A 23877-nucleotide genomic window follows, 5' to 3' on the forward strand; every position below is an offset into this window, starting at 1 on the left:
ATCAGTCACGGGGGTCCTCCGGATCGAGTCCGTGTAGCGGATACACCGCACGGCGAGTGGCCAGGATCGCGCGATCGGTCTGACGTTGCGCGGAGGCGGTGATCCCCTCCGGCGGCTCTTGGCCCGTGTCGCCGTCCCACGCCACATATCCGACGTCTCCCCCGTCGCCCATGACCCTCACCGGGGCCTGAGAATAATCCGAGTGGACCTGTTCGGCGATCTGTTCTGCTGTGGCACACCAGGATTCGTTGATGGTCGTGTCCACGTCGACGTCCCGATCGACGACGATCCCGATGAGGTGGGCCCAGCTACGAGGGACGACGTTGACGACGCCGTAGCCGCCCCCGCCGACAGCGATCCACCGCCCGTCGCAGTACTTGTCGGCAAAGCCGCGCATGGCTTGCATCGCCGCGCGCTGGCCGTCGACCGTCAAGGCCAGATCGGTCAAGGGATCGGCACGGTGGCTGTCGACACCGCATTGGCTGATCAGGATCTGCGGACGGAACTGTTCGAGGACCGACGGCACCACGGCGTGGAAGGCCCGCAGCCACAACCGATCGCTGACGTCGGGCATCAGGGCGACGTTGACCGCCGAGCCTTGAGCGGTCTCGTCGCCCACCTCGGTCGGCCACCCGGTGCCGGGCCACAGTGTGGCCGGATGTTGGTGCAACGAGACGGTCAGCACGCGCGGATCGGCGGCGAACTCCACCTGGACCCCGTCCCCGTGGTGCGCGTCGACGTCGACGTAGGCGATCCGGTCGTACCCGTTCTCGAGCAGCCATCTGATGGCGATCGCGCAGTCGTTGTAGATACAGAAGCCGGCCGCCCTCGCCTTCATGGCGTGATGCATGCCGCCGCCGATGTTCACCGCGCGCCGCACCGACCCGGACGCCACCGCCTGCGCCGCGGCGAGCGTCCCGCCGACCAGCAGGCGGGCTGCCTCATGCATCCCGTCGAACACCGGGTTGTCGGAATCCCCCAGCCCGAAGAGCCGCTCGAGCAACGGGCCCGACAGGGATGCCGTGCCGGATCCGACCGCGCGTACCGCGTCGATGTACTCGGTGGAATGCACCACCGTCAGAGCCGAGTCGTCGATCTGGAGTGGCGCGCGGCTGTCGATGCCGTCGAGGACACCGAGGCTCTGGGCCAACGTCATCGTCAGAGCGAGACGGACCGGGTTCATCGGGTGGGTGTGGGCCCACTTGTACGACAGGAAGTCCTCGCTCCAGATGACTGCCGCCGCTTCATCGCTCGTCGTCCGCGTCACGACCTCAGGCTAGTGGTTTCCGGTGGCCGCCGACGTACTTCGTCCACGGCGCGGCAGCAGTGAGGTCGACCGACGTGCCCATACGCGTGTCGTCTGACACGCGCAAGGGTCGCATGGCCTGATCAGGGTACCCTTGGCCTAGACGAAGGGACTGCGCACCGTGAACGATCTGGTTGACACCACAGAGATGTACTTGCGGACGATCTACGACCTCGAAGAGGAAGGGATCGTCCCCCTCCGCGCCCGTATCGCCGAACGGCTGGAGCAGAGTGGCCCGACCGTCTCGCAGACGGTGGCCCGGATGGAACGCGACGGCCTGTTGCACGTCGCGGGCGACCGGCACCTCGAACTCACCGAACGAGGCCGTGACCTCGCCGTGGCGGTGATGCGCAAGCATCGCCTGGCCGAGCGGCTGCTGGTGGATGTCATCGGGATGCCCTGGGATCAGGTGCACGAGGAGGCCTGCCGCTGGGAGCACGTGATGAGCGAGAACGTCGAGCGGCGTCTGCTCACCGTCCTCGACAACCCCACCACGTCCCCGTACGGGAATCCGATTCCCGGTCTGGAACTTCTGGGCGCCGAGCAGGCGCAGCTCACCGACGGCGCCACCCGTCTGTCCGATCTACCGCAGGGTGAGCCGGTCGTCGTGATCGTGCGCCGACTGTCCGAGCATGCCCAGTCCGATCAGGCGCTGATCAGCGAACTGCGGGACGCAGGCGTGGTGCCCAACGCGCGTGTCACGGTCACCATCAACCGCGAGAAGGCGATGGTCAACTCGCCCGGCCACGACGGTCTCGAACTGTCGGAGGAGATGGCCCACTCCGTCTTCGTCGACAAGGTCTGAGTCAGCCCGCCTCGAGCTCCGATGTCGGCGCAGGCATCGGGACCCCGAGCGAATGGGCGATCTCGTAGCTCTGGTCGAGCATTCCGCGGAGCATCCGCGGTGGCATGCCACCGCGGAGCGCGCTGTCGAGCAACACGGCCAACGACCATTCCGGGTCGGCCGCGAGAGCGCAGTCGAGTGCGACGCCGGCATATCCTCCCTCTCCGTTGATGTAGTGGAGATGTGCCAGCAGGGTTGCCGCGCTCGCCCGCTGCGAGCCGGTCAGACGCCGCGCCAGCTCCCGCCACAGCATCTCGGCGGCGTACCGGAGATCGGTCGCGGCGAGGGCCAGCGCCGCATCCCGGACCGGCAGTCGGGTCAGCGCGGTTCCGAGCATGGAGACCGTCGCGCAATCGAGTTGGCGTGGCCCGGGTTGTCGTGCTCGGGTCTCCTGCGACCCGGCCGCCGACGGCATGGTGGTGATCACCTGCTCGACGAGGCCGCGGAGGAGTCCGCCGTCGGTGAGCGACTCGGCTGGGCGCCCGGACGGGACGTCGCCGCGCTCCGAGCCGGTGACGCTGCCCACCGCGCAGTCGGTCCCCGCGCAGTGGTCGAGCGGCGTCAGCATGGCCGCCATGTCCGCGCGACGTGCGAGCACACGCCGACCGGTGGTCACCGCGTGATGCACTGCGGTCGGACTGGTGTTGGGGTTGCCAAGCCGGCCGCGCGGCGATGACGACGGGGCGATCGGCGGCGTGCGGGGGCCGGCCATCTGCGGGCGCGGGTCCCACACCCGCTGCCATCGCGCGCCGTCGGCGAACTCCGGCACCACGAATCCCGCAGCGATGCCACCGGTCTCGACGAACCGGCGATCGGCGACGGCGAACACCCGCCGGTACCGGTCGTCGCCGGGCAGGAAGCGATCATCGGCGATGACGGCGACCACGGCGCGGATCTCGTTGCGTACACACACGTTGGCGAGATCGCCGAACAACGACGTCAGGGCCGGAATCGCCTCGCCGGCCTCGTCGAGGACCAGATCGTGACGCATCGCGGTGCGGACCACGTGCGGGTCGTCGCCGAAGGCGACCAGGATGAAGGATCGGTCGGGGATGAAGCCGAGCAACCCCGGCACCGCCGTCAGGAGCGTGGATGGGGCCAGGGATCGGGCGTTGCTGGATGAAGGCATGCGGTCAATCGTCGGATGGGCCACCGGCTCACCACGCGCAACCGCCTCCCGCAACCGCCCGTTGAGGGCTGGTTGTCCACAAGCCCGCGAAGTTCCACAGATCACGCAGGCGCGATGCGGACAGTGCTGCGACGTTCAGCGTCGGGTCATCCGAACGCCGCGTCGACCGCCTTGTCGAAGAGCGACGCGAGTTGGTCACTCTCTCGGGCCGACATCGGTTCCGCGCCCTGCCGGCGGTACTCGACGGTGACCCGGACTCCGCTGTGTTGCGCCATCAGGGTCGTCGTCCCGGTCGTCAGCGCTGACGATCCGACATTGCCCGTCGCGATCTGCCTGCGCAGAGCGGCAGTGTCGACCGACTGTTTCCGCGGGGCCGCCAGCACCTGAACGGTCACCAGCGACGTGGCGGTCGGGGCGGAACCCGAGATCACCCGTGGACAATTCCTCGCCTGGGTGGTCACGTCGGCCAGCGACCTGCCGGCACGGGTCACCGCAGAGGTGAAGGTCGCCGTCGAGTTGTCGGGGTCCGGGCCCACCAGCACCGCTGCACCGTCGGCGGGCAGGCCGACGGGCGTGCACTGCGGTGGCGTCACCGACCCGTGGAGGGGATGTCCGGTGAGATCGGCCAGAGCGGCCGGCACCGCGGGCTGAGGCACCCGACTCGCCGATCCACCCGGGAAATCCGATGCCGCCACCGAGTCGTGCGAGAGATCTGCCGCTCCCGCGACTCCCTCTCCGTCCACCGTGCACCCGGAAGCCACGAGAATCGCTGTCCCGACCAGCATCGGGGCGAGCACGACGGGACGTCGTTTCTGATGCCTCATGGTTGTGGTCACAAGGGCATACTGTGCCATCGACGAGCGCGGGTCCGGCGCACCGACACCCGGCGAATCCGGAGCGGCGGGAATCGAGTCTGCCGCGGAGTTGTTGACACAGGAGAACAGCGCATCGATCTGCGAAATTGGCCCTGCCGGCCGCTGATGCGCGAGAATCGACAGACATACGACGAGGAGGGACGACCCATGGACGAGCGGCCCGCCGAGAACAGTTCGCTGTACTCGCTGGAGTTCCCCGCGCCCCAGGTCTCGAATGACGAGGGCACCGGACCGGTGCTGCTCCACGCCCTCGAGGGGTTTGCGGACGCAGGACATGCTGTTGCGCTGGCAGCGCGGCATCTGCGCGATGCGTTCGATTCGGAACTGGTTGCGACGTTTTCCACCGATGAACTGATCGACTACCGGTCGCGTCGACCGACGATCACCTTCAGCGGTGACAAGTTCACCGATGTCGAGATGCCATCGCTGACCATGCACGCGATCCGCGACACCGCGGGGCGACCGTTCCTGCTGCTCGCGGGTTCCGAGCCCGATCTTCGCTGGGAGCAGTTCGTCGAGGCGGTGCGCCGCCTGGCGGAGCGCTTCGGGGTGACCGACGTCATCGGCCTCAACGCCATTCCGATGGCGGTCCCGCACACCCGCCCGCCGTCGATCACCGCCCACGGGAGCGATCCGGATCGGCTCGGCGATCTGCCGCGGTGGGGCTCGGCGATGAAGTTGCCCGCCAGCGCTTCGATGCTGCTGGAATTGCGGATGAGCGAACACGAGCACCGCGCCGCTGGACTGTCCGTCCATGTGCCGCACTACTTGTCGCAGACCGACTATCCGGCGGCCTCCGCCCGACTGCTCGACGCGGTCGGCGAGTTGACCGGCCTCCAACTGCCGGTCACCGCCCTGGAGAACGCAGCGGAGAAGGTCCGCACGCAGATCGACAGCGAGGTGTCGGGCAATTCCGAGATCGAGTCGGTGGTCGCTGCGCTGGAAACGCAGTACGACACCTTCACCCAGGCTCAGGAGGAACGCGCATCACTCCTCGCGGCCGAAGAGGATCTGCCGAGCGGTGAAGAACTGGGCGCCGAACTCGAACGGTTCCTCGCCGAGCAGGTGCGCGACGGCGGCGATCCCGACGGCGGCGAGGCGGGCGGCCCCCCATCCCCGATGTGAGCGCGGCGCCGGGGTCGGTGCTGACCCCGGTGGCCGACGAGGACACCGCGTTCGACACGTTCACCGACTGGTGGAACGACCGGGGCATCGAGTTGTACCCGCACCAGGAAGAGTCTCTTCTCGAGCTCATCGCCGGCAACAACGTGATCCTGGCGACACCCACCGGCTCGGGTAAGTCACTCGTCGCCGCAGGCGCGATCCATTTCGCGCGATGCCGCGGCGAGCGTGTCTATTACACCGCGCCCATCAAGGCGTTGGTGAGCGAGAAGTTCTTCGAGTTGTGTGCGATGTTCGGAGCGGCATCGGTGGGACTGGTGACCGGCGATGCGGCGGTCAACGCCGACGCACCGATCGTCTGCGCAACCGCCGAGATCGTCGCCAATCTCGCACTCCGTGACGGCACGCGCAGCGACATCGGCACTCTCGTCGCCGACGAGTTCCACTATTACGGTGAGGCCGACCGGGGCTGGGCCTGGCAGGTGCCGCTCATCGAGTTGCCGCACACGCAGTTTCTGCTGATGTCGGCAACACTCGGCGACGTCTCGTTCTTCGTCGACGATCTCCAGCGCCGCACCGGGCGCCCGACAACGGCGATCACCGGCACCGACCGACCGGTACCGCTCGAGCACACATATGCGATGACACCCGTCCACGAGACCATCGAGAACCTGATCTCCGCGGGTCGCGCCCCTGTCTACGTGGTGCACTTCACCCAGGCATCGGCGGTGGAACGCGCACAGGCCCTGCTGTCGGCCAAGATCGCCGACAAGGCCGAGAAGGCCCTCATTGCCGAGGCGATCGGCGACTTCCGTTTCCACACCGGATTCGGTGCCACCCTTTCCAAGCTGCTGCGCTCGGGCATCGGCGTACACCACGCCGGGATGCTGCCGCGCTATCGTCGGCTCGTGGAACGTCTTGCGCAGCAAGGACTCCTCAAGGTCGTCGCCGGCACCGACACCCTCGGTGTCGGGATCAACGTGCCGATCCGCACCGTCCTGTTCGCGGGGTTGAGCAAATACGACGGCACCCGGGTCCGGCGTCTGCGCGCGCGTGAGTTCCATCAGATCGCCGGGCGGGCCGGTCGCGCCGGATTCGACAGCGTGGGTTATGTGGTCGTCCAGGCGCCCGAGCACGATGTCGACAACGCACGCGCGGTGGCGAAGGCGGGTGACGATCCCAAGAAGCTCCGCAAACTGGTCCGCAAGAAGGCACCCGAGGGTTTCGTGTCCTGGGGCGAGAAGACCTTCACCCAACTCATCGACGCACCCGACGAACCTCTGCGGTCACATTTCCGGATGACCACCGCCATCCTCATGGAAGTGCTTGCGCGGCCGGGTGACTGCTTCGCGGCTCTCCGACATCTCCTGGAGGAGAACCACGAGCCGCGCAACCGGCAGCTCCGCCACATCCGGCACACCATCGAGCTCTACCGCGGCCTGCGTGAGTCGGGCATCGTCGTGCAACTCGACACACCCGGCCCGGACGGCAAGAACGTCGCGATGTCGGTCGACATGCCGGAGAACTTCGCGCTCACCAACCCGCTGTCGTCGTTCGCGCTGGCCGCCTTCGAGATTCTCGACCCGGACTCGGCAACCTACTCACTCGACGTGTTGTCCATCCTCGAGTCCACTCTCGACGATCCTCGACCCCTCCTGTTCGCACAGCGCAAGGTCGCTCGCGACGCCGCGATCGCCGAGATGAAGGCAGACGGCGTCGAATACGAAGAACGCATGGCGCGGTTGGAAGAGATCACGTGGCCCCGTCCACTCGCCGACGAGATCGAGTTCGCGTTCGGCGTCTACCGACGCGGCCATCCGTGGGTGGCGTCCTACCCGCCGTCACCGAAGTCGGTGCTCCGCGAGATGCTGGAACGGTCGATGACGTTCACCGAGCTGATCTCCGCCTATGGCCTCGCCAGGAGCGAGGGCGTCCTGCTGCGATACTTGTCCGACTGCTATCGAGTTCTGCGACAAGGACTTCCGACTGCCGTGAGCACACCTGAAGTGGTCGAGATCACCGAGCGGGTGGGCGCCATGGTCCGTGAGGTCGACTCCAGCCTGGTCGACGAATGGGAGCAACTCACTCAGGTCGGTATGGAATAGTCGAGTCCACCGACCACGTTGGAGGAGACATGCCACTCACCGGAGAGTACGAACCCAGCCCGGCGGATTGGGCCACGGATCAGGTCCGCGAATACGAGGCGTCGAACGGCACCGCGGCAACGACGATGCAGGGCAAACCTGTCGTGATCCTCACCTCGGTCGGCCGTAAGACGGGCAAACTCCGCAAGACACCGCTGATGCGGGTCGAACACGATGGCGACTACGCGGTCGTCGCCTCGTTGGGCGGTGCCCCGAAGCATCCCGTCTGGTATTGGAATCTCGTCGCCGAGCCGCATGTGGAACTTCGCGACGGGGAGAAGGTCGGCGACTACACCGCACGCGAGGTCACCGGCGAAGAACGTGAGACCTGGTGGGCACGAGCCGTCGAGGCATGGCCCGACTACGCCGAATACCAGACAAAGACCGACCGTGTCATCCCGGTGTTCGTCCTCGAACCCCGCAGCTGAGATCCGGCCGTCTGAATCGTTCGACCATGGTAGGTGGGACCGCATGGCTCCTGGTCGACCGTCGTACCGGCGCCGCGCGGCCGATCAGCTCCGCCGTGCCGCGCCGGCCGCGACGACGAGATCGGTTATGACGCCGGCGAGCGTGTGAAACACGTCTGCCCGGCGCGTCGAGTCTCTGTACACCAGCCCGACCTCCCGGCCCGGCCGCGGTCTCGCGAACGTCGCGGTGGCCAGATGCCCGCCGTCGGTCTCGACCGCTACCGCGGTCTGCGGGATCAGGGTGACCCCGAGCCCACCCTCCACGCATTGCACGGCGGTCGCCAGCGACGCCGCCCTCGTCTGTCCCACGTCCGGCCGGACACCGGCGAGTCGACACACCTCCAGCGCCTGATCGCGTAGGCAATGACCTTCGTCGAGAAGCAGGAGCGGAAGGTCGGCAAGCGATGCCGGGTCCACCCTGCGCCGCCCGGCAAGAGCATGACCGGCCGGCACCGCGAGGACGAAATCCTCTGTGTACATCGACACCTCGGTCAACCCACGCTCATCGGTGGGCAATGCCACGATGGCCGCGTCGAGTGAGCCCTCTCTCAACTGCCGAAGCAGACGTGCGGTCCGGTCCTCCACCACCTGAATGCGCAACGCCGGAATTCGTTCCGCGACACCGCGAAGCACCGCCGGAAGGATGTACGGGGCGACAGTCGGTATCAGACCCAGCCGCATCGGACCGGCGAGCGCATCGCCGTCACCTGACGCCTCGGCAAGTAGCTCGTCGATTGCATCCACGACGGCAATTGCCTTGGGCAACAACCGCTCTCCCTGCGGGGTCAAGAACACGCGTCGGGTTGTCCGTTCCACGAGTTGCACGCCGAGACCCGACTCCAGTCCCGCCAGTGCCTGCGACAACGTCGGCTGACTTACCCCCAGATCTGCTGCCGCAGAACCAAAATGGCGTCGATAAGCGACGGCTACGAACGACCGGAGCGCCGCCGTGGACGGCTGATTACTTCTATTGGCCATACCTATCAATATAGTGCGTATCATCACGTATCACTCTTGCCGAGATTCCGGCACGATGGTGCATGTCTGACGACGAAGTGCGTCTTCCGTATGACGCATCACGATGATCGAAACACCAAGGAGCGAAACAGAGCATGGCTTTGCTGACCATCGGCGACCAGTTCCCTGCATACAATCTCACCGCGGTCATCGGCGGCGATCTGTCCAAGGTCGACGCCCAGAAGCCCGACGACTACTTCACCACAGTCACCAGCGACGATCATCCCGGGAAGTGGCGCATCGTCTTCTTCTGGCCCAAGGACTTCACCTTTGTGTGCCCCACCGAGATCGCCGCTTTCGGCAAGCTGAACGACGAGTTCGCCGATCGTGACGCGCAGGTACTCGGTGCCTCGGTCGACAACGAGTTCGTCCATTTCCAGTGGCGGGCACAGCACGAGGACCTCAAGACCCTCCCCTTCCCCATGTTGAGCGACCTCAAGCGCGAACTCGCCTCCGCGGCCGGTGTTCTGAACGCGGATGGAGTGGCCGACCGCGCCACCTTCATCGTCGACCCCAACAATGAGATCCAATTCGTCTCGGTCACCGCCGGTTCGGTCGGCCGCAACGTCGAGGAGGTGCTCCGCGTCCTGGACGCGCTGCAGTCCGACGAGTTGTGCGCGTGCAACTGGAAGAAGGGCGACCCGACCATCGACGCGGGCGAACTGCTGACCGCGAGCGTCTGAGAGGAGATCGTATGAGCATCGAGAATCTCAAGGAAGCACTGCCCGGCTACGCCAAGGATCTCAAGCTGAACCTGGGCTCGATCACCCGCACCACGGCGCTGAGCGAAGATCAGCTGTGGGGCACCCTGTTGTCCACCGCGGCCGCGACGCGTAATGCCAAGGTGCTGACCGAGATCGCCGACGAGGCAGCCGACACGCTGTCGGCCGAGGCCTACGACGCCGCGCTGGGCGCGACGTCCATCATGGGGATGAACAACGTCTTCTACCGCGGCCGCGGATTTCTCGGCGGCAAGTACGACGACCTACGCCCCGGCCTGCGCATGAACATCATCGGCAACCCGGGCGTGGACAAGGCACTCTTCGAGTTGTGGTCGTTCGCGGTGTCGTCGATCAACGGTTGTGAGCACTGTGTCGGCGCGCACGAGAACACCCTGCGCGAGGCGGGTGTCGACCGTGAGGCCATCTTCGAGGCTCTCAAGGTCGCATCGATCGTCGCCGGTGTGGCCCAGGCGATCGCGACCACCGAGGCTCTCACCGCGGTCTGACGCGCCACACAGATCTGCCCCCGACTCGTCGAAAGAGCCGGGGGCAGATTCGTTCGTCAGAGGGTCAGGCCAGTGCTGCCCGCATCCGGTCGGCGAGCTCGCCGACCTCATCGGTCGTCATCACGAAGGCGGGCGAGATCTGCAGCGCGCCCTGGCCCGCGGCACGCCCACTGACACCGTGCTCACGCAGCCTGCCCACCATCGGCACCGCCTGCGCGGGGTCGGCCAGTTGGACCGCGGTGACCGCGCCCATGCCGGTGCGGACCTCGGACACCGAGTCAAGATCGGTCAGCGGTGAGAGCGCCTGAGCCAGATCGCCCTCCAACCGGGTCGCCTCGGCCAGCAGCCCTTCGCGCTCGATGATGTCGAGGTTGGCCATCGCGGCCGCGGCGGCACCGGCGTGGCCGCCGTAGGTGTAGCCATGACGCCACCACACCCCGCCGGCGAAAAACGGCTCGGCGATGTGTGGCGCGATGAAGACCGCACCCATCGGCACATATCCGGACGTGAGGCCCTTGGCGGTGGTCATCATGTCGGGCGCGAGATCGAAACGGGTCGATGCGAACCAGGATTCGCCGCCGATCCGGCCGAAACCGGTGACGACCTCGTCCGCGACGAACAGCACATCGTGGTCGCGGCAGATCTGCCGGACCTCCGCGAGGTATCCCTCCGGGGGCAGGTAGATCCCGCCCGCGCCGATGATCGGTTCGCAGAAGAACGCCGCGATGCGATCGGCGCCCAGTCGCTCGATGAGGCCGAGGAGGCTCTTTGCGTTGTCCCACTCCACCGACTCGGCGTCGTGCATCAGCTCGCCGTAACCCTCGCGGTTGACCGGGATGCCCGCGAGCGCCGTTCCCGCGACGTGCATGCCGTGGTAGGCCTTGGTACGGCCGACGATGATGTTCTTCTCCGGCTTGCCCTGCTCGTGCCAGTACCGGCGGGCCAGCTTCGCCGCCGTGTCGACCGAGTCACTGCCACCGGAGGTGAAGAAGATCTTGCTGTCGGGGACCGGCGCGATCGAGGCCAGCCGTTCCGCGAGTTCGGCGGTGACGTCGGCGGTGATGTCTCCGAACCCCGAATAGTGCGCCAGCCGGCCGAGCTGATCCGCAACCGCCTGTGCCACCTCGGTTCGACCGTGGCCGATGTTGGTGAACCAGAGACCCGCGGTCGCGTCGAGATACTCGCGCCCGGAGGCATCCCAGATCCGCGTTCCTTGTCCGCGGGTGACCACGAACGGCCCCTTGGTGGAGACCGAACCCATATCGGCGAAACCGTGCCACAGTGAACCAGCCATGCCCCAATCATGCCGGGCGTGCGCCGAGTCACCTCCCTCGACCCCATATCCTGGACTGATCATGCCCGTTCCGACCGCAGAGGACCGACGAGCGCTCAACGACCGCCTCGCCGACGTGACCATCCTCGACGCCCACCGTTTGCGCCGACGTATCGGCAAACTCGGCAACTCCCCGAAACCGGCGGCCTGGGACAAGCTGGTCGCCGACGTCGACGCCGCATCGCACCGGCTCGAGCGTCGACGAGCCACGGTACCGACGATCACCTTTCCGCCGGACCTCCCGGTGTCGGCCGCTCGTGACGAGATCGCCGCCGCCATCGCCGACCACCAGGTGGTGGTGATCGCGGGTGAAACGGGATCGGGCAAGACCACCCAGCTCCCCAAGATCTGCCTCGAGCTCGGTCGCGGAATCCGAGGAGCCATCGGTCACACGCAGCCACGTCGGATCGCCGCGAGTTCCGTCGCCCGTCGCATCGCCGACGAAACCGACACCGAGCTCGGTCAGGCGATCGGGTACTCCGTGCGGTTCACCGACCGGGCAGGCGCGAACACACTCGTCAAGGTGATGACGGACGGCATCCTGCTCCGTGAGATCGGCACCGACCCCCTGCTGCGCCACTACGACACGCTGATCGTCGACGAGGCCCACGAACGCAGCCTCAACATCGACTTCATCCTCGGGTACCTCAAGCAACTCCTGCCTCGCCGCCCCGACCTCAAGGTGATCATCACCTCTGCCACGATCGAGCCAGACCGGTTCGCCCGACATTTCGCGGCCGACGCCCCCGCCGAGGTGCCGATCCTCGAGGTGTCCGGACGCACGTATCCCGTCGAAGTCAGGTACCGCCCGTTCAGCGACGACCGGGATCCCGATTCCGATCATCGCGACCTCGATCAGGTCCAGGCCGTCGACGAAGCGGTGAGTGAACTGTGGGCGTCGCATCGCTCGGGTGACATCCTCGTCTTCCTGCCGACAGAGCGAGACATCCGCGAAACCGCGGACGCCTTGCGGCACCGGGTGTCCGCAGGTGCCGAGATCGTCCCTCTTTTCGCGCGGCTGTCGATCGCCGACCAGCAACGCGTCTTCGCGCCGTCGAGCGGACGGCGGATCGTCCTCGCGACCAATGTCGCCGAGACCTCACTGACCGTGCCGGGCATTCGGTACGTCATCGACACCGGCACCGCTCGGATCTCCCGCTACTCCACCCGGTCGAAGGTGAATCGTCTTCCCATCGAACCGATATCGCAGGCCTCTGCCCGGCAACGCGCCGGGCGTTGCGGTCGGGTCGCGCCGGGCATCTGCATCCGGCTCTATTCCGAGGAGGACTTCGAGAACCGTCCGGGGTTCACCGATCCGGAGATCCTCCGGACCAACCTGGCCGCCGTCATCCTCCAGATGGCCGCGCTGCGCATGGGTGACGTGTCAGCGTTTCCCTTTGTCCAGCCCCCCGATGCGCGCGCCATCCGTGACGGCATGGCCGTGCTCGCCGAGCTCGGCGCCATCCAAGCAACCGATCGCGACGATCATGAGCCGGTCCTCACCCGGATCGGTCGGGACATGGCACGGATACCGGTCGATCCTCGCCTCGCCCGCATGCTGATCTCCGCACATGAACTCGGATGTCTCGACCACGTCTTGGTCATCGCGGCGGCACTGTCGGTGCCCGACGTCCGGGAACGACCGGCCGAACATCGCGAGGCGGCCGCCGCCTCCCACCGCAGATTCGCGGTGCCCGGTTCCGAGTTCCTCTCCTACCTCGAACTCTGGTCGTATCTGAACGACCGCCGCACCGAGCTGTCCGGGAATCGTTTCCGCCGGATGTGCGAGACCGAGTTCCTACATTTCCTCCGGATCCGGGAATGGCAGGAGCTGCATCGTCAGCTGTCGCGCATCGTTTCCGATCTCGATTGGACAGCCTCCGGATCACCGCGCGACGCCGATGCGATCCATCGTTCCATCCTGTCCGGGCTGTTGGGCAACATTGCAGTCCGCCAGGGTGATTCGCGTGACTACACCGGCGCGCGCAACACCTCGCTGGCGATCTTCCCAGGCTCGTCGTTGGCCCGTAAACCGCCACCGTTCATCATGGCTGCGGAAATCCTCGAGACATCCCGACTCTTCGCGCACACCGTCGCCGGTATCGATCCCCTCTGGGCCGAAAAGCTCGCGGGCGACCTCGTCCGCCGGTCGTACAGCGAGCCGCATTGGTCTGCCAAGCGCGGCGCGGCGATGGCCTATGAGCGGGTGACGCTCTACGGCGTCACCCTCGTCGCCGCGCGGCGCGTGCCCTTCGGCACCATCGACCCGCTGACATCGCGGGAGATGTTCATCCGCCATGCACTCGTCGAGGGCGACTGGCGCACCGATCATGTGTTCTTCCACCGCAATCGGGATCTTCTCGAGGCGGCCGCCGACGTCGAACACCGCGCGCGGCGCCGCGACCTGGTGATCGACGAGCAACAGCTCTTCGAGTTCTATGACGCCCGGGTCGGAGCCGACGTCGTGTCGGCGCGGCATTTCGACACCTGGTGGAAGAAGACGCGACGCGAACACCCGGACCTGCTCGACCTCACGCCGGAGGATGTCGCGGCCGACGTCACGGTGGCGGACAACGACTTCCCCGGAGCCTGGCAGCAGGGCGAGACCCGACTCGAACTCCGCTACCGGTTCGAACCGGGCGCAGCCGACGACGGCGTGACGGTCGTGATCCCCCGGCCGCTGCTCGATCACATGCGGCCCGCGGGTTTCGACTGGTCGGTCCCCGGTCTGCGTTCCGAACTCGCCACCGAGCTCGTGAAGTCGCTGCCCAAGGCACTCCGGAAGTCCATGGCGCCCGCCCAGCGGTTCGCCGATCTCGCCGTGTCGCGGCTGACCCCTCGCTCGGAACCGCTGGTGACCGGGCTGGCTCGCGAATTGACGTCCATCACGGGCATGACGGTGTCCCCCGGTGACTTCTCTCTCGAACGTGTGCCGCCGCATCTGACGATGAACTTCGCCGTCAGCGACCGCAGCGGCGCCGTGCTCTCGACCAGCAAGTCGCTCGCCGACCTGCAGAAGCGATTCGCCGGTTCCGACGACACGCCGGAAACACGCACCGTCCACACGTCGTGGACTGCCGAGGGCATCGGCGACCTTCCCGAAACGACCACGACAACTGTTGCGGGCCAGACGATCACCCGCTATCCGGGACTGGAGGTCACACGGGACGCCGCCGGCAGGCCGGTCGGCGTCCTCCGGATCGACGCGGTCACCGCAGCCGAACGCGACCACAAGCTGGCGGAGGCGGTGATCGTGCTGCTCGAGTCGACGATCCCGACGCTCTCCAGAAAGATCACCGGCACCCTGGACCCGGCGGGACGATTGGCATTGAGCCAGAGCCCTTATCGGCACGCGGACGATCTCCTGGCTGATTGCACGCGCAGGGCGATCCGAGACACCGTCGCCGCCAGGAACATCACCACCATCCGCACTCCCGGTCAGTTCACGCGATTACGCGACGAGCTCCGACCGATCGTGACCGACGCTGCCCCAGAGTATTTCACGCTCGCAACCGACGTTCTCCGTCATCTCGCCCCCCTTCGATCAGAGATCGATCGGGACAGCGGTTCGGTCGCCGCCGACGACGTGGCCGAGCAGCTGGAGAATCTCGTCTTCGACGGTTTCGTCGCGGCCACCCCGCGTGGGCATCTGACCGAGATCCCTCGCTACCTCCAGGCGGCCGAGAACCGATTGGCCGACCTCTTCGGATCGTCGAGCCGTGACCATGATGCTCTCGCCGCGGTCGACCGGGTGATCGCACACTGGAACCGGAAGGTCACCCAGTTGCCCGCCGGAAGACGCGACGCCTTCAACGAGTACGCGCACTGGATGGTCGAGGAACTCCGGGTAGGCCTGTTCTCGCAACGCCTCGGAACCGCGTACCCCATCTCCGAGAAGCGGGCGCTGCGGGCCTTGGACACGTTCCGCTGAGCAACCGCGCAACGCAGCACGATCAGCGAGGCCATCATTCAGAGACGGTCGACCCCGCCGCGTCCACGGTTTTCTCCTGCGACAGGTCGTCGATCTCCCGCTGGAAGTCCGCCAGGGAGTCGAACGACCGGTAGACCGAAGCGAAGCGCAGGTAGGCCACCTCGTCGAGCTCACGCAGCGGTTTGAGAATCGCCAATCCCACCTCGTTGCTGGGGATCTCGGCCGACCCCGAGGAGCGCACGGCGTCCTCGACCTGCTGCGCGAGCTGCGCCAGCGCATCTTCGGCCACGGCACGGCCCTGACAAGCGCGGCGAACACCGCGCATCACCTTTTCGCGACTGAACGGCTCGGTGACCCCATTGCGTTTCACCACCGACAGCACGGCGCTCTCGACCGTCGAGAACCGGCGACCACACTCCGCGCACGAACGGCGCCGTCGGATCGCCTGCCCTTCATCGGCGACACGCGAGTCGATGACCTTGGTGTCTTCGTTCTTACAAAACGGGCAGCGCATGTCGTCCTCACGCACATCTCTGGACACTCCGGCGCACCGGATGCTCGCTACGCCGTGCCGGTTTCCGGCTGGAACCTGTGACATGGAGGATACCGCCCGCCGCTCAGCGGTATGCGGGCGCGATGAGCGCCTGGCCCACTCGAAGGCCCGACGACGGCAGGGCATTGCGCTCCACGATCTGGTCGATGACCGACTGGCGAGGCATGTCCGGCGCCACGCGATCGGCGATCGAACTCAGGGAGTCACCCTGACGCACATGCACCACCTCGGTACCGACCGGCTCGGGTGCGACGGACGCGGCGTAATTCGATCCCACGATCGCGACGACCCAGACGAGTGCGGCAAGCGCACTCCCGACCAGCACCGCCAGGGCGGCCGCGCGCCTGCGGGCATACACACGCCGTTCGCCTGCCGGTGCCGCACACCTGGTGCCGGCGAGCCGGGCGCCCTCCCCCCGGCGCCCGGCCGGACGCCCGTCTCCCGGACGGGTCGGCTCGACGCGTGCGGCACGGCGAGGATGCGCGCGGCCTGCCGACGTGACCGGTCGTCGCGGGGCGACGATCGGCGACTCACGGTGCGGGGCTCCCCTGCGCGACGTCCGGCCGACGGGCGTCTCGCGGTTCGGCGTCTCGCGGGTCGGTGCCTCGCGGGTCAAGGTGGCTGTGCTCATCGTGTCCTCCTGGGATCCGAATCGGCCGTTCCCTCGATCACATGTTCGATGGAACGCATGTTCGATTAGTAGCACGATGCTCCGACAAAGTCCCGACACGCGTCGAACAAATGTTTGAACCTCTCGGCCGGTTCGGTTAACCTCGGGCCTGAGACAGATCGATCGACCAGCAATTTTGCGAGACGAACTCGATTCCGGCGACCGCCGACGAGACGGCAGCCGACAGGAAGGACTCAGCGATGAGCGACAAGGTCGGCGGGCGGCGTGGAGCCTCCCGCGGGATCCACGAGGCCGCAGGTACCCCCGACGGGTCGTCGGATCCGGCACCGGTCGTCGCGGATCCCGAGGTCGCCGAGGCCGCACTCACCCCCCGGCAGCGCGGGGTCCTCGAATTCATCCGTCAGTCCGTGCGGGACCGGGGCTATCCGCCGAGCATCCGCGAGATCGGCGACGCGGTCGGACTGACGTCGACGTCGTCGGTGGCCCACCAGCTCCGTACGCTCGAGCGCAAGGGCCTGCTCAAGCGCGATCACAACCGTCCCCGTGCGGTCAACATCCAGGACGGCGACCACACCCCGCCGGGCGGCGCGGCCGCCGGGCTCGCGGATGGTCAGGAGTTGCCGACGCCGACCTTCGTGCCCGTACTCGGACGTATCGCCGCCGGAGGGCCGATCCTGGCCGAGCAGGCCGTCGAGGACGTGTTCCCCTTACCTCGGGAACTGGTGGGCGAGGGATCCCTGTTCCTGTTGCGCGTCGTCGGCGAATCGATGATCGACGCCGCGATCTGCGACGGTGACTGGGTGGTGGTCCGCCAGCAGAACGTCGCCGAGAACGGCGACATCGTCGCGGCCATGATCGACGGCGAGGCGACCGTGAAGACGTTCAAGCGCAAGGACGGTCACGTCTGGCTCATGCCGCACAACGATCTGTTCGATCCCATCCCGGGCGACGAGGCCGCAATCCTCGGCAAGGTCGTCACCGTCATGCGGCGCGTATAGGGTCAGCTGGCTAACGCCGCCGCCGCCGCGGCCCGGGCGGTTGCGGGATCGGCGGTCTGCAGTACCGCGGCAGCCGCCGACCGGCACTGCTCGAGGGTCACCTCCGAGAGGCGCGCGCCCACCGGCGCCGCGGCCGCGGGTGCCGCGGACAGGGAGCTGACGCCCATACCGACGAGCACACACGCCAACAGCGGATCGGCGGCCGCCTCCCCGCACACCCCGACCGGCTTGCCTGCGGCCTGGCCGGCGCGGGCAACCATGTCGATCAGCGACAGTGCCGCCGGCTGCCACGGATCCGTCAGGGCGGCAAGTTCGGCCGACATCCGATCGGCCGCCATCGTGTACTGCGTCAGATCGTTCGTGCCGATGGACACGAAGTCGACCTCCGCCAGTATCGCGGGGCCAGGATCGCGGCGGCCGGCACCTCGACCATGACCCCCGCCACCAGTCCGCGCCGACGCACCTCGTCGGCGAATTCCGCTGCCTCGGAAGCGGATGCGATCATCGGGGCCATCACCCACGGCGTTGCTCCACTCTGCTGCGCAGCCGCCGCGATCGCGTCGAGCTGCGTGGCGCGGACCTCGGGATGGTCGATGGTGATCCGATTGCCTCGCACCCCCAATGCGGGATTGGCCTCATGGGCCTGTGTCACGAACGTGAGCGGTTTGTCGGACCCGGCGTCGAGTGTGCGGATCACGACTTTCCGATCGGCGAACGCGTCGATCACCTCGCGATACAACTCCGTCTGTTCGTCTGCCGTCGGGGCCTCGGCCCGATCGAGGAACGCCAATTCCGTGCGGAAGAGCCCGACGCCCTCGACGGGGTGTTCGGACGCGTTGCGTGCCGACGGCCCGTCGGCGACGTTCGCGAGCACCGAGACCGGATGCCCGTCCGCGGTGGCACCGGGCCCAGACCACGACGCGACCGCGGCCGCCTTCCGCCGGCTCTCGTCGACACCGGCGAGTGCCTTCGCCTCGTCCGGCGCGACCTCGAGAGTGCCCGCCGTGCCGTCGACGAGGACCTTGGTGCCCACCGCCACGGTCTCGAGTGCCGCCATCGCCACAACACACGGAATCCCCAACTGCCGGGCGATGATCGCGGTGTGACTCGTCGGTCCACCGAGACGTGTGACCAGCGCGGTGATGAGTGTCGGATCGAGGCCTGCGGTATCCGCCGGGGCGAGATCGTCGGCGAGCAGCACGGACGGCACCGACGGTTCCGGTACGCCGGGCTCTGGCACCCCCAGAAGCTCGGCGACCACCCGGTCGCGGACGTCATTGAGATCGGTGACGCGTTCGGCCATCAGTCCCCCGAGCTTGGTGAACATCGCGGCGAACTGCTCTGTCGCGGCCACGGCCGCAGCCGGCGCCGGGGTGCCCTTGGCGATCAGGGCCGACGCGGCACCCACCCACCCGCGGTCTTCGGCGAGACCGGCGGTCGCGACGAGCACCTCGGATGCAGCGCCCGAGGCGTGTGAGCCCCGGTCCCGGAGCCGTCGCGCCACCGCGGCGGCGGCATCGGTGAATCTTCTGGTCTCGATCTCCCGCTCGTCCTCGGCGACGGCGGCCTCGACGCTCGGGTCATATTCGGGTCGGGCGCCCGGCCAGATAGCCGGACCGAACGCCAACCCGCCCACCACCGGGGTCCCCTGCAAAACCTGCGTCCGTTCCACGGCAGTCCTATCTGTCCATCGGCGCGAGATCGGTCCCGACATCGCATGAAGGGGTCTTCTCGCCATCAGGCCCCATGTGGAATGAGGCCGCGATCAAAAGTTCTGTGATCCAAGTTACAAGAAAACCTTGACTTGTCAACACAAACAGGCGTAAACACAGACATAGCAACATTCAAATCCACAGACTTCAAAATTCACCGACTTCAACAGACAGGGACGCCGTGTACGCCGAAGAACGTCAGCAGGCGATCGCCGATCAGGTGCGGACCGACGGCCGCGCATCGGTCGCTGCACTGGCCACGCTGTTCGACGTGACCAGTGAGACGGTGCGCCGGGATCTGGCAACTCTCGAACGCGCCGGACACCTCCAGCGCGTTCACGGCGGCGCGGTTCGGCCGGGGTCGACACCGGTGGTCGGCGAGCTCGGTATCGATGAGCGTCAGATGACCCACACGCACGAGAAGGTCGGTATCGGGCGTGCTGCCATCCGTTTCCTTCCGCCCGACGGTGGCTCCGTGTTCTTCGACGCCGGCACCACCACCTACCAGGCCGCCCTCGCTCTGCCGCGCGATCGCCGGTTGACCCTGATCACCCACAGCATCCCCATCGCCGCCGCACTGGCCGGTCACGGCTCCTCGGATCTACACATCCTGGGTGGTCGAGTCCGCGGGCTCACCCAGGCGACCGTGGGGTCCGAGACCGTCGCGGCGCTGGAGCGACTGCGCATCTCGACTGCCTTCGTCGGCACCAACGGGATCAGCGAGTCTCACGGACTGTCCACACCCGATCCGGATGAGGCCGCCATCAAGGCGGCCATCGTCCGGGTGGCCAATCGCGTTGTGGTGCTTTCCGATTCATCAAAGATCGATCGCGAGGATCTGTCCTCGTTCGCAGACCTCGCGGATGTCGACGTGTTGGTCTCCGACGCCGGGCTCGACCCGGACACCTCCGCGGCCCTGGCGGCCCGCGGCATCGATGTCGTGATCGCGTGACCGGAAGGACCCCATGACACCCTCATCTGCAACGCCGGCGATCCTGACCGTCACCGCCAACCCGAGTCTCGACCGGACCCTCGAACTCGCGACGCCTCTGCGCCACGGTGAGGTGCAGCGTGCCAGTTCGGTGCGTGCCGAGCCCGGCGGGAAGGGCATCAACGTCGCGCGAGTGGTGTCCGAGGCCGGTCTGCCGACCCGGGCCGTGCTGCCCGCACGGACCGGCGACCCACTGCTCGGTGCACTCGACACCGTGGGCCTCCCCTATCTCACGCTCCCGATCAACGGCGCCGTCCGGTCCAATGTGACGATCGCCGATCCCGACGGCACGACCACCAAGATCAACGCGCCCGGTTTCGATCTGAACCCGGCCGAGGCGCACGCCCTCGTCGATGTGATCGTCGAGAACGCCGACGGTGCGAGGTGGGTGGCCCTGTGCGGGTCCCTGCCACCGGGACCATCCGACAACTGGTACCGCACCGTGATCGACGAGCTCGACGGACTCGGCTGCCGTGTCGCAGTGGACACCTCGGGCGGACCGCTGACCGCGACCGTCCGTGGTCGCGTGGATCTGTTGAAGCCCAACGACGAAGAGCTGGCCGGGGCCACCGGCGCCGATTCCGCGCGTCTCGTCGCCGCGGTGTCACAAGGCGACCATGCGCCGTTGATCACCGCGGCACGCACTCTCGTGGACCGCACCGGAGCCGCCGTCCTCGCCACCCTCGGTGCGGCCGGAGCCGTGCTGGTCACCGACGCGGGCGCCTGGTTCGCCACACCACCACCGATCGTGCCCCGCAGCACGGTCGGTGCCGGGGACTCGGCGCTGGCCGGGTACCTGATCGCCGAGACCCGGGGAGACACCGAGGCGCAACGTCTGCGTACCGCGGTCGCCTACGGCTCGGCCGCCACTGCTCTTGCCGGCACCCAGCCGCCCGAGCCGGAGCACCTCGATCTCGACGGGGTGACGGTCACCGACCTGTCGGGAGCCGCCCACGTCGGATGACCCCGACCATCACCCACGCGGACCCATCATCACCCGACGACACCCATCCCGATGTAGAAGGAAACCCGATGTCCGAACAGATCATCACGACGCAGACGGTGAGTCTCGACGTCGACGCCGGCGCCGACCCGGCGGCCGTGATCGGCTATCTCGCCGGAGCACTACAGTCCGCAGGACGCACCACCGATGCCACCGATCTCACCCGGGGCGCACTCGATCGCGAGGCGAAGTCCGCGACCGGGCTGCCCGGAGGAATCGCGATCCCCCATGCCCGGGCCGAATCGGTCACCCAGGCGAGTCTCGCGATGGCGCGGCTGTCCGCGAAGGTCGACTTCGGCGCCCCCGACGGTCCGGCGGATCTGGTCTTCCTCATCGCTGCGCCGTCCGGCGGTGCGTCCGAGCACATGAAGTTGCTGAGCTCCTTGGCACGCTCTCTGGTCCGGCCCGATTTCGTCGCGTCGCTTCGCGCTGCGGAGACCGATGAGCAGGTCGTGCGACTCGTCGACGATGCGATCAATCCCTCGCCTGCCACAACATCTGGGACGGCGGCCGGCGCGGCGGCGGTAGGCGTGGCGGCAGCAAGCGGTCCGGCCACAAGCGGTCCGGCCGCGACGTCGGCGACGACAGAGTCGCAGTCGGGTGCCACCGGCACGTCTTCCACAGATGCGGCCGCCGTGCGACGCCGGTCGATCGTTGCGGTCACCGCGTGTCCGACCGGTATCGCCCACACCTACATGGCGGCGGACGCGCTCACATACGCGGCCGAACGCGCCGACGTCGACTTCCATGTGGAGACACAGGGCTCGTCCGCGACAACCGCGTTCGATCCGCAGGTGATCGCGAAAGCGGATGCCGTCATCTTCGCCACAGACGTGGGCGTCAAGGGCAAGGATCGCTTCCACGGCAAGCCCGTCATCTCCTCCGGCGTCAAGCGGGCGATCAACGAACCCGACACGATGATCGCCGAAGCAGTTGCGGCAGCGGACAATCCGAACGCCGCCGTGGTGGCCGGATCCGGCGACCATGTCCCGGAGGGTGTGGCGGACACCGGTGGTGTCGGCCTCGGCAAGCAGGTCCAGCAGGCGCTGATGACCGGTGTCAGCTACATGATCCCGTTCGTCGCGGCCGGCGGCCTGCTCATCGCCCTGGCCTTCCTCCCGTTCCTGGGCGGCTATGAGATCGCGAACTCGACCCTCGACACATCCGGGGCGCTCAACGACGGCCAGTTCATCGCGTTGAACAACAGTCTGTGGGACCTACCCGCCGGTGGGCTCGGCCAGTACATCGGCGCGGTGCTGTTCGCGGTGGGTGGCCTCGCCATGAGCATGCTGGTCCCGGTCCTCGCCGGTTACATCTCGTTCGCCATCGCCGATCGGCCCGGAATCGCTCCCGGCTTCGTCGCGGGTCTCGTGTCGGTCGCCGTGGGCGCAAGTTTCATCGGCGGTCTGGTCGGCGGTCTCATCGCCGGTGTCGCGTGCCTCTGGATCGCCCGACTCCCGTTGCCGCGGTGGGCACGAGGGCTGATGCCGGTCGTGATCATCCCGCTCCTGGGCAGCCTGATCATCGGCGTGCTCCTGTACATGCTGCTGGGCAAGCCGCTCGCATGGCTGACCGACCAGATGACCGACGGCCTCAACAGCATGTCCGGAGGCTCGGCGATCGTCCTGGGCATCGTGCTCGGCCTGATGATGTGCTTCGACCTGGGTGGCCCGGTCAACAAGGCGGCGTATCTGTTCGCCACCGCGGGCCTCGCGATCGGCGGTGACGCGCAACTAGAGATCATGGCCGCGGTGATGTGTGCCGGCATGGTCCCGCCACTCGCCCTGGCCCTCGCCACCGTGCTGCGGCCGAAGCTCTTCACCGAGCCGGAACGCGAGAACGGCAAGGCGGCCTGGCTGCTCGGCGCGTCGTTCATCTCCGAGGGCGCGATCCCGTTCGCGGCGACCGACCCGTTCCGTGTCATCCCGTCGATGATGGCCGGTGGCGCGCTGTCGGGAGCACTGATAATGGCGTTCGGCGTCACCCAGCGCGCCCCGCACGGCGGCATCTTCGTGTTCTTCACGATGAACCACTGGGTCCTGTTCCTGGTCGCACTCGCCGCCGGGATGGCACTGTCCGCGGTCCTCGTCATCGCGGCCAAGCAATGGGGCACGGCCCGCACACAGGCCACGTCCGTATCCGAACCGGAGACCGTCGCCGCCTGAGGCGATCGGTCAAGGCGCGCCCTGCCACCGCGTATCGCGTGCACAATCGTCGTCAGCGACACACACGATTTCAGACATCACCACCGAATGAGTGAGGAGACACCCATATGCCAAGCACCACTGTTGCCGTCGGCTCCGCCGTCGGATTGCACGCCCGCCCCGCGACGATCATCGCCGAGGCGGTCGGCGACACCGGCAGCGCGGTCACCATCGGCCTCGAGGGCGGCGACCCGGTGGACGCCGGCTCCGCGCTGATGATCATGACCCTCGGCGCCGAGAAGGGCACCAACGTCGTGGTCACCGCAGAGGATCAGAACACCCTCGACGCCATCGCCACGCTCGTCGCCAGAGATCTCGACGCCGACTGACGCCGCCCACCGCGACACCTCCCGCTCCGCCGGTACGCCTTCCTCGAGCGGGCGCAGTTT

Annotated in this window: 19 protein-coding genes and 1 pseudogene; 12 read left to right on the forward strand and 8 right to left on the reverse strand. The window is 67.4% G+C overall.

Annotation, left to right across the window (positions count from 1 at the left end):
• Nucleotide 1: 1 nt before the first annotated feature.
• Nucleotides 2-1267, reverse strand: coding sequence for an acetoin utilization protein AcuC (locus tag GTV32_RS05555; RefSeq protein WP_343287221.1), 1266 nt, complete (start codon nucleotides 1265-1267; stop codon nucleotides 2-4).
• Nucleotides 1268-1427: 160 nt separating this feature from the next.
• Here GTV32_RS05555 and GTV32_RS05560 point away from each other — a divergent pair, with 160 nt between their 5' ends.
• The gene (locus GTV32_RS05560; RefSeq protein WP_161059277.1) at nucleotides 1428-2111 is read left to right on the forward strand and encodes a metal-dependent transcriptional regulator; all 684 of its coding nucleotides are present in this window, start codon (nucleotides 1428-1430) and stop codon (nucleotides 2109-2111) included.
• Between the two features lies 1 nt (nucleotide 2112).
• Here GTV32_RS05560 and GTV32_RS05565 read toward each other — a convergent pair whose 3' ends face one another.
• Together GTV32_RS05565 and GTV32_RS05570 are read right to left on the reverse strand one after the other, a co-directional pair.
• On the reverse strand, nucleotides 2113-3279 hold the full coding sequence (locus GTV32_RS05565; protein WP_161059278.1) for a DUF4192 domain-containing protein: 1167 nt from the start codon (nucleotides 3277-3279) through the stop codon (nucleotides 2113-2115).
• A gap of 146 nt (nucleotides 3280-3425) precedes the next feature.
• Nucleotides 3426-4115 carry a hypothetical protein gene (locus GTV32_RS05570; protein ID WP_161059279.1) on the reverse strand — a complete coding sequence of 230 codons (690 nt, stop codon included), beginning with the start codon at nucleotides 4113-4115 and terminating at the stop codon, nucleotides 3426-3428.
• 186 nt (nucleotides 4116-4301) lie between these two features.
• Between GTV32_RS05570 and GTV32_RS05575 the strand changes: the two genes are divergently transcribed.
• From GTV32_RS05575 to GTV32_RS05585, 3 genes are read left to right on the forward strand one after another with little or no spacing between them, the layout of a single operon-like run.
• The gene (locus GTV32_RS05575; protein WP_161059280.1) at nucleotides 4302-5279 is read left to right on the forward strand and encodes a PAC2 family protein; all 978 of its coding nucleotides are present in this window, start codon (nucleotides 4302-4304) and stop codon (nucleotides 5277-5279) included.
• Nucleotides 5276-7381: a DUF3516 domain-containing protein gene (locus GTV32_RS05580; RefSeq protein ID WP_343287222.1), complete on the forward strand. Its 2106-nt coding sequence runs from the start codon at nucleotides 5276-5278 to the stop codon at nucleotides 7379-7381. Before GTV32_RS05575 ends, GTV32_RS05580 begins: the two co-directional genes overlap by 4 nt.
• A gap of 29 nt (nucleotides 7382-7410) precedes the next feature.
• Nucleotides 7411-7848, forward strand: coding sequence for a nitroreductase family deazaflavin-dependent oxidoreductase (locus GTV32_RS05585; protein WP_161059281.1), 438 nt, complete (start codon nucleotides 7411-7413; stop codon nucleotides 7846-7848).
• 84 nt (nucleotides 7849-7932) lie between these two features.
• Here the strand turns inward: GTV32_RS05585 and GTV32_RS05590 are convergent, their stop codons facing one another.
• Complete coding sequence (locus tag GTV32_RS05590) at nucleotides 7933-8889, reverse strand: hydrogen peroxide-inducible genes activator (RefSeq protein WP_161062367.1); 957 nt, start codon at nucleotides 8887-8889, stop codon at nucleotides 7933-7935.
• Between the two features lie 110 nt (nucleotides 8890-8999).
• On the opposite strand from GTV32_RS05590, the gene GTV32_RS05595 reads away from it, so the two are divergent.
• A complete protein-coding gene (locus GTV32_RS05595; RefSeq protein ID WP_161059282.1) occupies nucleotides 9000-9587 on the forward strand; it encodes a peroxiredoxin in 588 nt (195 codons plus the stop codon).
• Nucleotides 9588-9598: 11 nt separating this feature from the next.
• Nucleotides 9599-10132, forward strand: a complete 534-nt coding sequence (locus GTV32_RS05600) for an alkyl hydroperoxide reductase (RefSeq protein WP_161059283.1) — start codon at nucleotides 9599-9601, stop codon at nucleotides 10130-10132.
• Between the two features lie 64 nt (nucleotides 10133-10196).
• Here the strand turns inward: GTV32_RS05600 and GTV32_RS05605 are convergent, their stop codons facing one another.
• Complete coding sequence (locus tag GTV32_RS05605; protein WP_161059284.1) at nucleotides 10197-11426, reverse strand: aminotransferase class III-fold pyridoxal phosphate-dependent enzyme; 1230 nt, start codon at nucleotides 11424-11426, stop codon at nucleotides 10197-10199.
• Nucleotides 11427-11487: 61 nt separating this feature from the next.
• Here GTV32_RS05605 and hrpA point away from each other — a divergent pair, with 61 nt between their 5' ends.
• Nucleotides 11488-15396 carry an ATP-dependent RNA helicase HrpA gene (hrpA, locus tag GTV32_RS05610; RefSeq protein WP_161059285.1) on the forward strand — a complete coding sequence of 1303 codons (3909 nt, stop codon included), beginning with the start codon at nucleotides 11488-11490 and terminating at the stop codon, nucleotides 15394-15396.
• Between the two features lie 34 nt (nucleotides 15397-15430).
• On the opposite strand, the gene nrdR is transcribed toward hrpA, so the two are convergent.
• Both nrdR and GTV32_RS05620 read right to left on the reverse strand, forming a co-directional pair.
• On the reverse strand, nucleotides 15431-15910 hold the full coding sequence (nrdR, locus tag GTV32_RS05615) for a transcriptional regulator NrdR (RefSeq protein ID WP_202421643.1): 480 nt from the start codon (nucleotides 15908-15910) through the stop codon (nucleotides 15431-15433).
• Between the two features lie 103 nt (nucleotides 15911-16013).
• Complete coding sequence (locus GTV32_RS05620) at nucleotides 16014-16580, reverse strand: LysM peptidoglycan-binding domain-containing protein (RefSeq protein WP_161059287.1); 567 nt, start codon at nucleotides 16578-16580, stop codon at nucleotides 16014-16016.
• A 239-nt stretch (nucleotides 16581-16819) separates the two neighbouring features.
• On the opposite strand from GTV32_RS05620, the gene lexA reads away from it, so the two are divergent.
• Nucleotides 16820-17578 carry a transcriptional repressor LexA gene (lexA, locus tag GTV32_RS05625; RefSeq protein WP_161059288.1) on the forward strand — a complete coding sequence of 253 codons (759 nt, stop codon included), beginning with the start codon at nucleotides 16820-16822 and terminating at the stop codon, nucleotides 17576-17578.
• Nucleotides 17579-17580: 2 nt separating this feature from the next.
• Here lexA and ptsP read toward each other — a convergent pair.
• A pseudogene (gene ptsP, locus GTV32_RS05630) lies at nucleotides 17581-19292 on the reverse strand (phosphoenolpyruvate--protein phosphotransferase).
• A gap of 179 nt (nucleotides 19293-19471) precedes the next feature.
• Here ptsP and GTV32_RS05635 point away from each other — a divergent pair.
• The 4 genes from GTV32_RS05635 to GTV32_RS05650 all read left to right on the forward strand — a co-directional run bounded on the left by GTV32_RS05635 (nucleotide 19472) and on the right by GTV32_RS05650 (nucleotide 23817).
• A complete protein-coding gene (locus GTV32_RS05635) occupies nucleotides 19472-20242 on the forward strand; it encodes a DeoR/GlpR family DNA-binding transcription regulator (protein WP_161059289.1) in 771 nt (256 codons plus the stop codon).
• 13 nt (nucleotides 20243-20255) lie between these two features.
• Nucleotides 20256-21245 carry a 1-phosphofructokinase family hexose kinase gene (locus GTV32_RS05640; RefSeq protein WP_161059290.1) on the forward strand — a complete coding sequence of 330 codons (990 nt, stop codon included), beginning with the start codon at nucleotides 20256-20258 and terminating at the stop codon, nucleotides 21243-21245.
• Between the two features lie 68 nt (nucleotides 21246-21313).
• Complete coding sequence (locus GTV32_RS05645) at nucleotides 21314-23449, forward strand: fructose-specific PTS transporter subunit EIIC (protein ID WP_161059291.1); 2136 nt, start codon at nucleotides 21314-21316, stop codon at nucleotides 23447-23449.
• A 107-nt stretch (nucleotides 23450-23556) separates the two neighbouring features.
• Complete coding sequence (locus tag GTV32_RS05650; protein ID WP_161059292.1) at nucleotides 23557-23817, forward strand: HPr family phosphocarrier protein; 261 nt, start codon at nucleotides 23557-23559, stop codon at nucleotides 23815-23817.
• The last annotated feature ends 60 nt before the right edge of the window (nucleotides 23818-23877 follow it).

Source organism: Gordonia sp. SID5947 (assembly GCF_009862785.1).
GTDB lineage: Bacteria > Actinomycetota > Actinomycetes > Mycobacteriales > Mycobacteriaceae > Gordonia.

Bases quoted from the DNA above. Each gene is read 5' to 3' on its own strand.
- nrdR (WP_202421643.1), bottom strand. From the start codon at position 15,910: ATGCGCTGCCCGTTTTGTAAGAACGAAGACACCAAGGTCATCGACTCG.
- GTV32_RS05600 (WP_161059283.1), top strand. From the start codon at position 9,599: ATGAGCATCGAGAATCTCAAGGAAGCACTGCCCGGCTACGCCAAGGAT.
- GTV32_RS05645 (WP_161059291.1), top strand. From the start codon at position 21,314: ATGTCCGAACAGATCATCACGACGCAGACGGTGAGTCTCGACGTCGAC.
- GTV32_RS05590 (WP_161062367.1), bottom strand. From the start codon at position 8,889: ATGATACGCACTATATTGATAGGTATGGCCAATAGAAGTAATCAGCCG.
- GTV32_RS05640 (WP_161059290.1), top strand. From the start codon at position 20,256: ATGACACCCTCATCTGCAACGCCGGCGATCCTGACCGTCACCGCCAAC.
- hrpA (WP_161059285.1), top strand. From the start codon at position 11,488: ATGCCCGTTCCGACCGCAGAGGACCGACGAGCGCTCAACGACCGCCTC.
- GTV32_RS05605 (WP_161059284.1), bottom strand. From the start codon at position 11,426: ATGGCTGGTTCACTGTGGCACGGTTTCGCCGATATGGGTTCGGTCTCC.
- lexA (WP_161059288.1), top strand. From the start codon at position 16,820: ATGAGCGACAAGGTCGGCGGGCGGCGTGGAGCCTCCCGCGGGATCCAC.
- GTV32_RS05650 (WP_161059292.1), top strand. From the start codon at position 23,557: ATGCCAAGCACCACTGTTGCCGTCGGCTCCGCCGTCGGATTGCACGCC.
- GTV32_RS05585 (WP_161059281.1), top strand. From the start codon at position 7,411: ATGCCACTCACCGGAGAGTACGAACCCAGCCCGGCGGATTGGGCCACG.
- GTV32_RS05620 (WP_161059287.1), bottom strand. From the start codon at position 16,580: ATGAGCACAGCCACCTTGACCCGCGAGGCACCGACCCGCGAGACGCCG.
- GTV32_RS05565 (WP_161059278.1), bottom strand. From the start codon at position 3,279: ATGCCTTCATCCAGCAACGCCCGATCCCTGGCCCCATCCACGCTCCTG.
- GTV32_RS05575 (WP_161059280.1), top strand. From the start codon at position 4,302: ATGGACGAGCGGCCCGCCGAGAACAGTTCGCTGTACTCGCTGGAGTTC.
- GTV32_RS05595 (WP_161059282.1), top strand. From the start codon at position 9,000: ATGGCTTTGCTGACCATCGGCGACCAGTTCCCTGCATACAATCTCACC.